Origin of the sequence: Aneurinibacillus soli, assembly GCF_002355375.1 — a bacterium.
Taxonomy (GTDB): domain Bacteria; phylum Bacillota; class Bacilli; order Aneurinibacillales; family Aneurinibacillaceae; genus Aneurinibacillus; species Aneurinibacillus soli.
In genome coordinates, this window is the sequence record NZ_AP017312.1 from 563008 (window position 1) to 577150 (window position 14143).

Annotated in this window: 15 protein-coding genes; all 15 read left to right on the forward strand. The window is 48.2% G+C overall.

Annotated elements, in window-relative coordinates:
* Positions 1 to 225: 225 nt before the first annotated feature.
* Complete coding sequence (gene rpiB / locus CB4_RS02900; protein ID WP_096463503.1) at positions 226 to 669, forward strand: ribose 5-phosphate isomerase B; 444 nt, start codon at positions 226 to 228, stop codon at positions 667 to 669.
* A 16-nt stretch (positions 670 to 685) separates the two neighbouring features.
* The gene (locus tag CB4_RS02905) at positions 686 to 1255 is read left to right on the forward strand and encodes a TIGR01440 family protein (protein ID WP_096463504.1); all 570 of its coding nucleotides are present in this window, start codon (positions 686 to 688) and stop codon (positions 1253 to 1255) included.
* 25 nt (positions 1256 to 1280) lie between these two features.
* A complete protein-coding gene (locus CB4_RS02910; protein ID WP_096463505.1) occupies positions 1281 to 2531 on the forward strand; it encodes a serine hydroxymethyltransferase in 1251 nt (416 codons plus the stop codon).
* Positions 2532 to 2755: 224 nt separating this feature from the next.
* Complete coding sequence (gene upp, locus CB4_RS02915; RefSeq protein ID WP_096463506.1) at positions 2756 to 3385, forward strand: uracil phosphoribosyltransferase; 630 nt, start codon at positions 2756 to 2758, stop codon at positions 3383 to 3385.
* Between the two features lie 40 nt (positions 3386 to 3425).
* The gene (gene wecB / locus CB4_RS02920; RefSeq protein ID WP_181419270.1) at positions 3426 to 4559 is read left to right on the forward strand and encodes a non-hydrolyzing UDP-N-acetylglucosamine 2-epimerase; all 1134 of its coding nucleotides are present in this window, start codon (positions 3426 to 3428) and stop codon (positions 4557 to 4559) included.
* A gap of 92 nt (positions 4560 to 4651) precedes the next feature.
* On the forward strand, positions 4652 to 4867 hold the full coding sequence (locus CB4_RS21390) for a hypothetical protein (protein WP_231956126.1): 216 nt from the start codon (positions 4652 to 4654) through the stop codon (positions 4865 to 4867).
* Positions 4868 to 5454: 587 nt separating this feature from the next.
* Positions 5455 to 8205, forward strand: a complete 2751-nt coding sequence (locus CB4_RS02930) for a phosphodiester glycosidase family protein (RefSeq protein ID WP_231956127.1) — start codon at positions 5455 to 5457, stop codon at positions 8203 to 8205.
* 100 nt (positions 8206 to 8305) lie between these two features.
* The gene (locus CB4_RS02935; protein ID WP_096463510.1) at positions 8306 to 9493 is read left to right on the forward strand and encodes an acetyl-CoA C-acetyltransferase; all 1188 of its coding nucleotides are present in this window, start codon (positions 8306 to 8308) and stop codon (positions 9491 to 9493) included.
* A 233-nt stretch (positions 9494 to 9726) separates the two neighbouring features.
* A complete protein-coding gene (locus tag CB4_RS02940; protein ID WP_231956128.1) occupies positions 9727 to 9945 on the forward strand; it encodes an AtpZ/AtpI family protein in 219 nt (72 codons plus the stop codon).
* 85 nt (positions 9946 to 10030) lie between these two features.
* Positions 10031 to 10327, forward strand: coding sequence for an ATP synthase subunit I (locus tag CB4_RS02945; RefSeq protein WP_231956129.1), 297 nt, complete (start codon positions 10031 to 10033; stop codon positions 10325 to 10327).
* Positions 10328 to 10357: 30 nt separating this feature from the next.
* Positions 10358 to 11149 carry a F0F1 ATP synthase subunit A gene (gene atpB / locus CB4_RS02950; protein ID WP_172890761.1) on the forward strand — a complete coding sequence of 264 codons (792 nt, stop codon included), beginning with the start codon at positions 10358 to 10360 and terminating at the stop codon, positions 11147 to 11149.
* A gap of 72 nt (positions 11150 to 11221) precedes the next feature.
* Positions 11222 to 11443, forward strand: coding sequence for a F0F1 ATP synthase subunit C (gene atpE / locus CB4_RS02955; protein ID WP_043067557.1), 222 nt, complete (start codon positions 11222 to 11224; stop codon positions 11441 to 11443).
* A gap of 114 nt (positions 11444 to 11557) precedes the next feature.
* Complete coding sequence (gene atpF, locus CB4_RS02960) at positions 11558 to 12043, forward strand: F0F1 ATP synthase subunit B (RefSeq protein ID WP_231956130.1); 486 nt, start codon at positions 11558 to 11560, stop codon at positions 12041 to 12043.
* A complete protein-coding gene (locus tag CB4_RS02965; RefSeq protein WP_096463512.1) occupies positions 12040 to 12579 on the forward strand; it encodes a F0F1 ATP synthase subunit delta in 540 nt (179 codons plus the stop codon). The genes atpF and CB4_RS02965 overlap by 4 nt, the downstream gene beginning before the upstream one ends.
* 21 nt (positions 12580 to 12600) lie before the next feature.
* Entirely contained in the window at positions 12601 to 14112 is a 1512-nt protein-coding gene (gene atpA, locus CB4_RS02970) for a F0F1 ATP synthase subunit alpha (protein ID WP_096463513.1), read from the forward strand.
* Positions 14113 to 14143 lie beyond the last annotated feature (31 nt).

A 14143-nucleotide genomic window follows, 5' to 3' on the forward strand; every position in this document is an offset into this window, starting at 1 on the left:
TCAAAACGTGGGATCTCGTAATCCTGCGTTTTTTTTTATCTGAAATTTGCAGGAAAATTTTATTTACTATGAAAAAGTGTTTATTTCCGAACGATATTTAGTATATAATCAAAAACGTACAGTTTTTCAATGGTTTTAAACAAGTGCAAGGTGCTCTGTCAAATTAGCGAGAATCGGTTATAATACAGAAGAATGAACTATCGTGAAAAACGGAGGGTATGTACCATGAAAGTTGCACTTGCTGCTGATCACGGCGGATACGATCTGAAAGAAGAAATTAAGCAGTATCTTGATTCGGTTGGAATTTCATACGAGGACTTCGGCTGTACATGCGAACAATCCGTTGATTATCCGGATTATGCGCTTCCAGTTGCTGAGAAGGTAGCGGAAGGCCAGTTTGACCGCGGGATTCTCGTATGCGGAACCGGAATTGGAATGTCGATTGCTGCGAATAAAGTAAAAGGCATTCGCTGCGCACTTGTACACGATTGTTTCACCGCAAAAGCAACTCGTGAGCACAATGACTCGAACGTGCTGGCGATGGGTGCACGCGTGATCGGACCGGGACTGGCGCTTGAGATTGTGAAGCTCTGGCTCGGGACAGAATTCGAAGGCGGGCGCCATATGCGCCGTGTCGAGAAAATTACAGAAATCGAAAACAAGCAGTAAAAACGGGCGGTTAACGATGAGCGTGGAAATCATTCGAGAAGAAGTAGTGACAATTGTCAGGGAGCTGTTACAGGCGAAGCCGCTTAGTGAAGGACATGTGCTGGTGATTGGCACGAGTACAAGTGAAATCATCGGGCAAAGAATCGGCTCAGCGGGCAGCCAGGAAGTAGCGGCGACACTGTATGAATCACTAGAAGCAGTCCGGGTTACGCATGGCTTTGCGCTCGCGTTTCAATGCTGTGAGCATTTGAACCGCGCGCTTGTGATAGAAAGAAAAACCGCAGAACGGTTCGGCTGGCCTGAAGTAACTGTCATTCCTGTGCCGACAGCAGGTGGAGCAATGGCGGCGCATGCATTCCGTGCGATGCAGGACGCGGTAGTGGTGGAATCGATTCAGGCGGATGCGGGCATTGATATTGGAGATACGTTTATCGGTATGCATTTGAAACCGATAGCCGTTCCGGTACGCCCGAGCGTTAAGCAAGTAGGGGAAGCACATGTCACAATGGCAGTTACACGTCCGAAGCTAATCGGAGGCGTCCGCGCTGTATATGATCGTGGACCTTTGAATGATAGCTGCCGGTAATTACAAGTGAAGGAGACGAGGATAAATGCTAGAACATGTAAAAAAACAAGATGCAGAAGTAGCAGAAGCCATTAAGCTGGAGCTTGGCCGTCAGCGCACAAAAATCGAGCTGATCGCATCCGAGAACTTTGTAAGTGAAGCGGTTATGGAAGCAATGGGTACGGTTCTGACCAATAAATATGCGGAAGGCTACCCAGGCAAACGCTACTACGGCGGTTGCGAATGTGTAGACATTGTGGAAGATCTGGCACGTGACCGTGCAAAACAACTGTTTGGTGCTGAGCATGCTAATGTGCAGCCGCATTCTGGTGCACAGGCAAACATGGCTGTTTACTTTGCATTCCTGAAGCCGGGAGACACTGTGCTTGGTATGAATCTGTCGCACGGTGGACACCTTACACACGGAAGTCCGGTTAACTTCTCGGGTACGCTGTATAACTTTGTTGAGTACGGCGTAAGCGAAGACAAGCAAGTTCTTGATTATGACGATATCCGTCAAAAAGCGGAAGAACATAAACCGAAAATGATCGTAGCAGGTGCAAGTGCATACCCGCGTCAAATCGATTTTGCTAAATTAAGCGAGATTGCGAAAAGTGTCGGCGCATACCTGATGGTAGACATGGCACACATCGCAGGTCTTGTGGCAACCGGTCACCATCCGAATCCGGTTCCGTATGCAGATTTTGTAACCACTACAACACATAAAACATTGCGTGGCCCTCGTGGCGGTATGATCCTTTGCCGCGAAGAATATGCAAAAGCAATCGATAAATCTGTATTCCCTGGCATTCAGGGTGGCCCGCTCATGCACGTAATCGCAGCAAAAGCAGTGGCATTTGGTGAAGCGCTCAAACCAGAATTCAAAGATTACGCTGCGAATATTGTAGCAAATGCAAAACAACTTGCAGAATCACTTACAGAAGAAGGGGTTACGCTTATCTCTGGTGGTACAGACAATCACCTGATCTTGATTGACGTTCGCAACATGAACCTGACAGGTAAAGAAGCGGAACATATTCTGGATGAAGTGGGGATCACATGTAACAAGAATACGATCCCGTACGACCCAGCTAGCCCGTTCGTAACAAGCGGTATCCGTATCGGTACAGCAGCGGTCACAAGCCGTGGCTTCGATATGGAAGCAATGAAAGAAATCGCAGCGATCATGGCTGTGGCCCTTAAGAACCCGCAGGATGAAGCGAAACAGACAGAAGCAAGCGAACGAGTGGCTGCTCTGTGCGCGAAATTCCCGATGTACCCGAACCTGAGTATCTAATTGGTACGCAATACATGACGAAGACCTCTTGCTGGCAGTTGAGCCGGGAAGAGGTCTTTTTCCATATAGAATGGCGGTCTGTTTAAAATCAAGGTAGGAATGCATACTAAGTTCTGCGTGTTTTGCATTTTGTTTTTGATATGCTTTTGCTATAATATAACGCAGTGCAAAAAATCAGCGCCCGTTACGGGAGCATTTTTCAAGCAGACAGGAGGCAAAACCTGGTGGGAAAAGTATACGTATTCGACCATCCGCTTATTCAACATAAAGTATCATACATCCGTGATAAACGTACGGGAACGAAAGAATTCCGTGAACTAGTTGACGAAGTCGCTATGCTTATGGCATATGAAATTACGCGGGATATGCCGCTTAAAGAAATCGAAATCGAGACGCCGGTTACGACGTGTAAAACAAATGTAATCGCTGGTAAAAAAGTGGGCCTGGTGCCGATTCTGCGTGCGGGACTTGGTATGGTAGATGGCATGATGAAGATCATTCCGGCAGCGAAAGTAGGACATGTAGGATTGTACCGTAACCCGGAAACACTGGAGCCAGTGGAATACTATGTGAAGCTTCCGAGCGATGTGAATGAACGGGAACTTATCGTAATCGACCCGATGCTTGCAACAGGTGGGTCTGCGGCGGCTGCGATTACCGCGCTGAAAAATCGTGGTGCACAGCATTTGAAGCTGATGTGCCTAATTGCAGCTCCGGAAGGTATCGAGAAGCTGCATGAAATTCATCCAGACATAGATATTTATGTGGCAGCAGTCGATGAGCGATTGAACGATCATGGCTATATTGTGCCGGGCTTAGGAGACGCGGGAGACCGTCTGTACGGCACGAAGTAACAATTCGGGATGAGGTGAGATCGTGGCGAAGAAAAAAATTATGACTGTGTTTGGAACGCGACCAGAAGCGATCAAGATGGCGCCGCTTGTGCATGAACTGCGCCAGTATGAAGAACTTGAACCGTTTGTATGTGTAACGGCCCAGCACCGTCAGATGCTTGATCAAGTGTTGGAGATTTTTGCGATTGAAGCGGATGCCGATCTAAACATCATGAAGGAACGTCAGACGCTCACACAGGTGACAACTCGTGTGCTTGAAGGTCTTGATGAAGTCATGAAAACAGAAAAGCCGGATATGGTGCTTGTTCATGGAGATACGACAACGACATTTGCGGCCAGTCTGGCAGCGATGTACAATCAGATCCCGGTTGGGCATGTAGAAGCGGGCCTGCGTACATGGAATAAGCATTCGCCGTTCCCGGAAGAAATGAATCGGCAGTTGACTGGCGTTATGTCTGATCTTCATTTTGCTCCAACTGCCCAGGCAGCGGATAACTTGAAGCGGGAAGATAAGCCATTAGAAGCGATTCATATTACGGGCAACACGGTAATTGATGCGCTCAAGACGACGGTGCGTGACGATTATAGCCATCCGGTACTGGAAGAGTTTGCGGACAAAAAGCTCGTCTTGATGACGGCACACCGCCGCGAAAATCTTGGGGAACCGATGGCTCGGATGTTCCGAGCGATTCGTCGCTTGGTGGATAAACATGAGGACATCGCAGTTGTGTATCCCGTACACCTGAATCCGGTCGTACAGGAGGCAGCGGCGAAGTATCTTGGCGAGCATCCACGTATCCAACTCATCGCGCCGCTTGATGCGGTTGATTTCCATAACTTTATGTCACGTGCTCACCTTATCCTGACGGACTCTGGCGGTATCCAGGAAGAAGCTCCGGCATTCGGTGTGCCTGTACTTGTACTGCGCGACACGACGGAGCGTCCAGAAGGCATCCAGGCGGGCACACTCAAGCTTGCAGGTACAGACGAGGAGACGATCTTCGGCCTTGCAGATGAGCTGTTAAGCAGTCAGGAAGCGTATGAGAAAATGGCGAAAGCCGCCAACCCGTACGGTGACGGGGAAGCATCCCGTCGCATCTGTGAAGCAATCCTCTACTACTTTGGCCTCCGCACGGAGAAGCCGGAGCCGTTTGGAGCGAGATTGACGAAGTGACGATAAATGAACGAAGAGGCTGTCCCAAAAGCTGTAACACAGCGATTGAGGCAGCCTCTTTTTCTTGGTATGGTGTAGATTTTCTTCAAAGTGTGGTGAAGGAGCGGGATCGGGCGGGGCCTCGTCACTTAGGTACGCTTGCTAAGAAGAGGGCGCTGTCCGCTCCAGGTGCCAGACGAACTCGCCCACAAAAGAAGCCCACGATGTATTTGCAGCGAAGCATTGTGGGCAAAAGCCCGTTCGCCTGGCCCCTTCCGCTGGGGAGTCGCGTACAGGTGCTCCGTTGCCCCGCCCGATCCCGCTCCTAGCACGCTTTTGTTAAACACTATCAAGCAATATCAAGAGGCTGAGCTTTGCTATGCAGGTAAAAAATAAGGCAGACATTTTTCGAAAAGCCAGTAGCTATTGAACAAATCCATTCTGACGGCGAGAGTCTTTTTGTAAACCGAAACGTTGTGCGGGGAGTGGGAGAAGGGATGAGTAAGAGAGCGCCTATACGCGCCTGCTCAGCGGAGGGAGAACGGCGAACGGGCCTTTGCCTGCAACGCTTCGGTGAATCGACATCGTGGGCTTTTCTTTGCGGGCGAGTTCGTCGGGCTCTCGGAGCGGACAGTTACCACTTCCCTGCAAGCGTACCGAAGCGAACGGCTCCTCCCTTCTCCCACTCCCTCACCACCAAACTTTGTCGATTTCACAATAAAAAAGCTGCCCTGTTCGCCATGTTCTGGCTTTTGGGACAGCCTCCTTTTCTCTTTTTCGTTCTCATTAAGAAACAAATGGAAGCCTTTGTGCGTCTAATTCAGATGGAGAACGTATAGATCAATACATACACGAGAGGAGAAAGATGATGGGAAACCGCATACGCAGGGTTATAGGGCTCGTGTTCGCACTGACCATGATTATGGCCCTGCAGTTGCCGTCTGTCGGACAGGCTGCCGACATGTCATTGCAGAAGCTTTCAGAGTCCATTATTGGGGAAGGCACGGTTCTGCAGAAGTATAAGCTGGTCAGTGGGGGGAGAAGCTCGATTGTTTATGTGACACGAGCAGACCTGAACAATCAATATGTGAAGGTGGGTCCAGTTTACGGCACGAATGGACAGGTGACGGTAAGGCAGAATGTTAAGAAGATGGCCGATGAAAAAGGAGCCATTGCGGCAATTAACGCCGATTTTTTCCGTATGGATCGCAAAGGTGCGCCGTTTGGCATCGTACTCGATGAAGGTAAGCTCGTATCGTCCATGGGAAAAATCAATAGCTGGTATTCATTCGGACTTTTGAGTGATAAAACAGCGATTATGTCGCATCTGGGCTTTACGGGAACGGTGCAGGCTCAGGATGGAACAACCGGCGTCATTCAAGGTGTGAATAAGGAAGAATACAATCCGACGAATGACAAAAGTCATTTGGACAAAATCAATTTGTATACACGTGATTTCGGTCCAACAAGTCTAGGTGCCATTAAAGGATATGACGATGCTGTCGAAATCCTGGTCGTTGATGATATGGTCAAAGATATGCGTGTGGGTAACCCGACAGGTTATACCATCCCGACAGGTGGCTATGTGTTGTGGGGACACGGCGCAGGCAAGCAGTATTTGATGCAGCATTTCCAGGTGGGGGACCCGGTAACGGTAACGCTTCAGACGACGACCGATATTCCGCTTGATGGCCGGACGCTGACAAGCGCAGTAGGGGGGCATGTCGTACTTGTAAAGAACGGGCAGGCTCTTACGAATATTCCATCTGATTACATTAGTGGCTACCAGCCGCGCAGTGCATTTGGCATCTCACAGGATGGTAAAACTGTGTACATGGTAGCGGTAGAAGGGTCATCTGCTAGTAAAGGGATAACACTTGATGAGATGGCCCAGCTGTTAAAGCAGCTTGGTGCATACAATGCGGCGAACTTTGACGGCGGTGGTTCTACTACCATGGTAGCGCGTCAACTCGGCAATACACAGACAACATTGTTGAACACGCCGAAGGGTGGAAGTATGCGTGCCGTGCCGACAGGCCTGGCTATTTTTAATACAGCACCTGCGGGTGAATTCTCTAACTTTTTCTTTACGAATGATACAAAGACTGTAATGGGCAAAGCAACACCGATTACAGTGAAAGCGTATGATACACACTATCAGCCATTTGCACTTGATCCGTCGCTTATGACATGGACCGCTAATCCGGCAGATGGTACGTTCACCAAAAACGTATTTACACCGAAGCGAAGTGGCTCCATTGTGATTACCGGACAGTACGGCAATGTAAAGAAAAACCTCACACTTACAGTAGCATCGCTTGATGTTGCAGACATGATCGTATCTCCGGGTTCTCTCGGATTGCGCCCGAATGATCAGGCGAATGTAACCGTAACACTGAAGGCGAAGAATGGGCAGACCTATACGGCTTCCCCGGATATGGTGAAGCTGTCACTTACTCCGGGTCTTGGGGTTGTGAATGGACTGACTGTTACAGCGGGAAGTGAGAACAAATCCGGTGAACTGGTTGTGACCTATAAAAATATCGTACGTAAAATTCCAGTAACAGTTGGTACAACATGGTCGCTCTGGAGCCATCTTGATACGACAACAGGGTTAACGTATACGGCAGTTCCGGCTGCGGTTAGTGCGGATGGTTCGTTCCGCCTCTCAACAGAAGGAGAACCGGCGCAGTCAGGCAAATCGTTGCGTCTCGATTACAATCTAACAAATTCTTCGAACATTGATATGCGGTTTGCATATGGACGCTTTGCTCCGACTATTGCGCTACCGGGTAAACCGTTAGGGATGAAAATCTGGGTAAAAGGCGACGCTAGCAATCACTGGCTTCGTGCGGAAGTACAAGATGCGAACGGCAAGATTTACTATGTAGATCTGGCGAAGCCAGTGAACTGGAGTGACTGGAAAGAGGTAGAAGGGCGCTTCCCAACAGGTATGGCGTATCCGGTTTCCCTTCGCAGTCTGTATATTGTAGATGAAGAAGATTCTACACTCGAACCAAAAGGCACCCTGTACTTCGATGATCTCTCGCTTGAGCAGCCAGGTGGTGGTAGTTCGGTAGGTGTGACACCACCGCCACCGCCACCGGCTCCATCCGTGGGTGGTTTTACAGACATTGCAGGACACTGGGCACAAGATACATTGCTTGCCATGTATAACAAAGGCATCGTAAGCGGGGTGACACAGACAACGATGGGCCCTGAACTTCCGGTGACGCGCGGACAGTTCGTAACATTCATGGATCGAGCGTTTGGCTGGACCAAAACGGGAGAAGCACAGGCTGCATCGTTTACAGATAAGATTCCTGCCTATGCAAAGTCATCCGTCAATGCAGCAGTAGCGAAAAAAATCGTAACGGGATTCCCGGATGGAACATTTCAGGCTGACAAACCGATCAGCCGTGCTGAGATGGCTGTTATTATGCACAACGCGCTAAAGCAGGGATATGGCAAATCAGACGGTACGGCGAAGGAGAAAGCAGCCTACAAAGATGAAGATGCAGTCCCTTCCTATGCGAAAGAAAGCGTACGTATTCTATCAGAGCTCGGCTACTTGAGCGGGGGAGATGATGGAAGGTTCGGACCTACTCGTACAGCAACGCGGGCGGAAGCGCTTGTCGTGATCAAACGCTTGCTTGACAATATGTAATTATCATTAAATTCTGGAAGTTGAGCAGGAATCATATCTTCAAATCTCGAATATAGTAACCGTATTTCCACTATAAAGATGAGGGAGAGGGAACCATAACATGAATAATCGTGATGTTGTCATTGTTAGTGCAGTGCGTACGCCGATTGGAAGCTTTATGGGGTCATTGAGCAGTATTCCGGCAGCGGAATTAGGGGCAATTGCAATTAAAGAAGCGTTGAAACGTGCAGGCGTGTCAGGCGATCAAGTAGATGAAGTGATTATGGGGAATATCCTGCAGGCGGGTACAGGTCAGGGTCCGGCTCGCCAGGCAGCAATTAAGGCGGGTCTACCGCAAGAAGTACCGTCTATGGCGATTAACAAGCTGTGCGGCTCAGGTCTCAAAGCGGTTCATCTCGCTGCACAGGCGATTTCAAATGGCGATGCTGAAGTTGTCGTAGCGGGCGGGATGGAGAACATGAGTATGGCACCGTATCTGATGCCCAAAGCGCGTACAGGCTACCGGATGGGTGATCAGAAGGTTCTTGACAGCATGCTGACCGATGGACTGATCTGTGCGTTTAACGAATATCATATGGGAATTACAGCCGAAAATATTGCAGAGCAGTACGGACTAACGCGTGCTGAGCAAGATGAATTTTCTGCATGGAGCCAACAAAAAGTAGAAGCAGCTACTCAAGAAAACCGATTCAGTGAAGAGATTGTTCCGGTTGAAATTCCACAGCGCAAGGGAGATCCACTTGTAGTAGATAAAGATGAATTCCCGCGTGCGGGTATAACAGCCGAGCAACTTGGTAAGCTGAAACCTGCATTCAAGAAAGAGGGAACCGTAACAGCAGGTAATGCATCCGGCATTAATGATGGGGCGGCTGCCATTGTACTGATGAGCCGTGAACGTGCAGACCAGCTTGGTATCAAACCACTGGCGGTTGTTCGTGCCAATGCAAGTGCAGGGGTAGATCCGGCTATCATGGGGATTGGTCCGGTTCCGGCTACGAAGAAAGCGCTGGAGAAAGCGGGCCTGTCTATCGAAGACATCGATCTGGTAGAAGCGAACGAAGCATTCGCGGCACAGTCGCTGGCGGTAGGCCGTGACCTGAACATTCCGCGTGAGAAGCTGAATGTAAATGGGGGCGCGATTTCACTTGGTCACCCGATCGGTGCGAGCGGTGCGCGCATTCTGGTTACGTTGCTGCATGAGATGAAACGTCGTGAACTCCGCTATGGTCTGGCTACGCTTTGCATCGGTGGCGGGCAGGGTGTGTCGACGATCGTCGAAATGGAATAATATACCTGATTACAAGATGTGAAGTGCATGGTTTTGTCGAAAAAGTGACAAACAGGTTGCAACTTGTTGACAAACGTAGATAGCTTAAGTACTATGGTTAGGGACAACGTATACCGTATGCAAAAAGGGCGTTGTTTCTAACCACTTTTTTGAAGGAATTCGACAGTTTGTGTCAAATTTTTTTTTGGGAAAAATGGGCATGTGAAAGCAAAAAGGATGGGAGGGACCTTGTTTTGAAACAGGATCAGAACCGACCGTTACGGGCTTTTGCATTAGTAGGAACAATAGGGGTAGAAATGGCTACCTCTGTTATTTTTGGTTTTTGGGCTGGAAGTGCGATCGATAGGTGGTTAAAAACCGAACCGTGGTTCATGTTGATTGGATTATTGTTCGGATTAGCACTTGGTGTTTACGGTCTGTATCTTCTGGTTAAACAGTTCTTTGGAGAATGATATGGAACAATTTTCTTTGTCAATGCGCACCATAGCGAGGTACATATTTCTGTTGTTCTCCATGGTTGTGGTTTGCTGGTTGTTTATGCCGCAACGTGTATTTTTCCAAGGATTGCTGCTTGGGATATTTGTCAGCATGTGTAACGGCTTTATTCTGTATGTAAAGACAGTGCAAGCAAGCGAAGTCGCCCTTAATACGGGGCGGCGCATGCGAGGTTTGGGCATGCTGCCAAGATTTTTGCTGACCGGGTTTGCTGTATATGTTTCATTCCGGCTACCTCATTTATTTTCCTTCTACGGCGTAGTGGCGGGTCTTCCCACTGTTCCGATCCTGACGTTGCTTGTCACGATTTACTATTATATATCTACTAAACAAAAATAACGTGTATGCGAAAGGGGTGAATGAGAAAAGATGGAACATTATTCTCCGACGTTTAAGGCATTAGGAATGACATTTGACATTCCGGTTATGCTCATGTCTGTTTTAGCTTCAATCCTTGTACTTATCCTTGTTACAATTAGTACAAGAAACATGACCACGGGTGTACCGCGGGGCATGCAAAATTTCTTTGAATGGGTTATCGACTTCGTTCGCGGAATCGCCGGCCAATTCATGGATGCGAAAACGGGTACAAAATTTGTTACACTTGGCATCACACTGTTCTTGTACATCTTCATTAGTAACCAGATGGGTGTTCTGGCGAACTTCAACGTTACGTATACAGAACCGAATCCTTCTCTTGGCATTACCCAGGAAGTCATCAACCAACATGGCCATGCGGTTACACATGATGGACATACAGTGAAAGAAGTGACGGTTTCCTGGTTCAAGTCACCAACAGCATCTCCGAGTGTGACATTCGGTCTTGCCTTGATGGTGCTGCTGTACGCACACTACCTTGGCATCAAGAAAAGCCCGGGTAAATACGTCAAGCACTGGTTTGAGCCAAGTCCGGCTATGTTTATCCTGCACGTGATGGAAGAGTTTATCATCAAACCATTAACGCTTCCGCTTCGTCTATTCGGTAACATTTTTGCCGGTGAAGTCCTGATTGCTTTCCTTCTGGCGGGCTCTGCTGCCGCTGTGAGTATTCCGCTTGTGATCTGGCTGGGTTACTCTGTATTCGTAGGCTCGATTCAGGCGTATATCTTTACGACATTAACACTGGTTTACATCTCGCAAAAAGTTGTGGATGACCACTAAAGTGTAGCTTTTCGCGTTGTAAAATAGATTTATCAATCATTTATTTATACTTTGTTGAGGAGGGAAATCATAATGGATTTCGCAATTGCATTAGGTTTAATCTTTGGTCTTGCAGCTGTTGGCGCAGGTATCGGTAACGGTCTTGTTGTTTCTCGTACAATTGAAGGGGTTGCTCGTCAACCAGAAGCTCGTGGCGGTCTCATGGGTCTTATGTTCCTTGGTCTTGGTCTGGTAGAGGCGGTTCCAATCATCGCCGTTGCTATCGGTTTCATGCTGTTCGGCCGTCTGGGCTAATAGTCAGGCATAACGTTTTAAAACACATGATTTTATTAGGCGGGGGCCGTTATCCTTCGCCTTCCTTTTGTACTTAAAGTGAATTCTCCTGCTACAGGAAAGGAGTGACGGACTGTGGATATCCAACTCGGTACATTGCTATTTCAAGTAGTAATGTTTCTGATTCTGTTGGCGCTTGTTTCTAAGTTTGCAATGAAACCGGCTATGTCGATTTTGCAAAAGCGCCAGGAACATATTGAAGGAAAAATCGCAGCTGCTGAGAAAGCGAATGCGGAAGCATCGTCTTTACTCGACCAGCAACGCGCTGAACTGAAAAAAGTGCGTGAAGATGCACAAAGTATTCTTGACCGTGCGAAGAAACAATCCGATGTGGAAGCTCAAGAAATCGTGGTAGCTGCACAGGAACGTGCAGAGCGCCTGGTTGAAGAAGCGAAGCTCGAAATCAACCGTGAAAAAGAGAAGGCCATCGCATCTGTTCGTGATCAGGTAGCTGGACTGTCTGTACTGCTTGCTTCTAAGATTATTGAGAAAGAAATGTCTCAATCAGAACAGCAGGATACAATTGAGCAGTTCATGAGACAGGTGGGCGGTCAAGTATGAGTGCTGTTGCGAAGCGCTATGCCCGTGCTCTGTTTGAAGTAGCGAGTGAAAATCAAACGATTGACACGACGGAAACGGAACTGAATCAAATCACGGATATCATCGCTCAGGATGCAGAGTTCAGAGCTATTCTGACACATCCAAAAATCACGGCAGCTGAAAAAACTGACATGCTCAACACACTGTTTGCAGGCAAAGTATCTGAGACTACACTTATATTCTTAGGCCTGGTAATCAATCGTGGGCGTGAAGAAAGCTTCAGTGATATTGCACAGAATTTTACGGAACTTGCCAACGAAGTGCGCGGCTATGCTGACGCTATCGTAACAACGGCAAAATCGTTAACAGAAGAAGAGGCGCAAGCAATTGCTGCCCAGTTCGGCGCCAAGCTGAACAAAAAGCTGCGTGTAACGACCAAAGTTGATCCTTCGATCATTGGAGGCATGATGGTTCGTATCGGTGACCGTATGTACGATGGCAGCATCAAAGGCAAACTGTCCCGTTTTACACAGCAGATTAAGCAAGCCCAAGTATGATAGATAGGGGTGAACCATAAGGTGAGCGCAATCAGACCAGATGAAATTAGTTCTCTGATTAAACAGCAGATTGAAAAATACAAATCTGACATCCAGGTTGTGGATGTAGGTACAGTTATCCAGGTTGGTGACGGTATCGCCCGTGTTCATGGTTTACAAAACGTTATGGCCGGTGAACTTCTTGAGTTCACAAATGGCATAATGGGTTTGGCTCAAAACCTTGAAGAAGATAACGTGGGTGCCGTAATTCTTGGACCTTATACAGACATTCGTGAAGGCGATGAAGTAAAACGTACAGGCCGTATCATGCAGGTTCCAGTAGGCGAAGCAATGCTCGGTCGTGTTGTAAATCCGCTCGGTCAGCCGCTTGATGGCATGGGTCCGATCGAAACGACAGAATTCCGTCCGATCGAAAGCCCAGCACCAGGTGTAATGGCTCGTAAATCCGTTCATGAGCCACTGCAAACAGGTATTAAAGCAATCGATGCGATGGTTCCGATCGGCCGCGGCCAACGTGAGCTTATCATCGGTGACCGTCAAACAGGTAAAACAGCTATCGCACTTGATACAATCATCAACCAAAAAGGCAAGAACATGGTATGTATCTATGTTGCGATCGGTCAAAAACAATCCACTGTAGCAGGCGTAGTTGAAACACTCCGTCAGCACGGTGCTCTTGAGTACACAATCATCGTATCCGCTACAGCATCTGATCCAGCTCCACTGCTGTATCTCGCTCCGTACGCAGGTGTATCGATGGGTGAGTACTTCATGTACAAGGGTGGTCACGTTCTTTGCGTATACGATGACCTTTCCAAACAAGCGGCAGCATACCGCGAACTTTCCCTGCTTCTCAAACGCCCGCCGGGTCGTGAAGCATATCCAGGGGACGTATTCTACTTACACAGCCGTCTGTTAGAGCGTGCTGCGAAGCTGAGCGATGACCTGGGTGGCGGTTCTTTAACAGCTCTTCCATTCATCGAAACACAAGGTAGTGACGTATCTGCGTACATCCCGACGAACGTAATTTCGATCACAGATGGCCAGATCTTCCTTGAATCCAACCTGTTCTACTCTGGTCAGCGTCCTGCGGTTAACGTAGGTATCTCTGTATCTCGTGTAGGTGGTTCCGCTCAGATTAAAGCGATGAAAAAAGTTGCAGGTTCCCTGAAACTTGACCTCGCGCAATACCGTGAGCTGCAGGCATTTGCTCAGTTCGGTTCCGATCTGGACAAATCCACACAAGCGCGTCTGAACCGTGGGGAGCGCACAACTGAAATTCTGAAGCAAGGTCAGTTCGAGCCGATGGGCGTTGAGAAGCAAGTTGTTTCAATTTATGCAGCAACAAAAGGCTTCCTTGATGATATCCCGGTTAGCGATGTTAAACGCTTTGAGAAAGAACTGCACTCTTATATCGAACATAACAAAAAAGAGATCTTCGACACAATTGTTAACACGAAAGAGTTACCACCGGAAGACCAATTGAACGCAGCTATTAACGAGTTCAAGAAGGGCTTCGCTGTATCCGAGTAATCGTTGCGTGTCATACGAGTTTGATCAGATA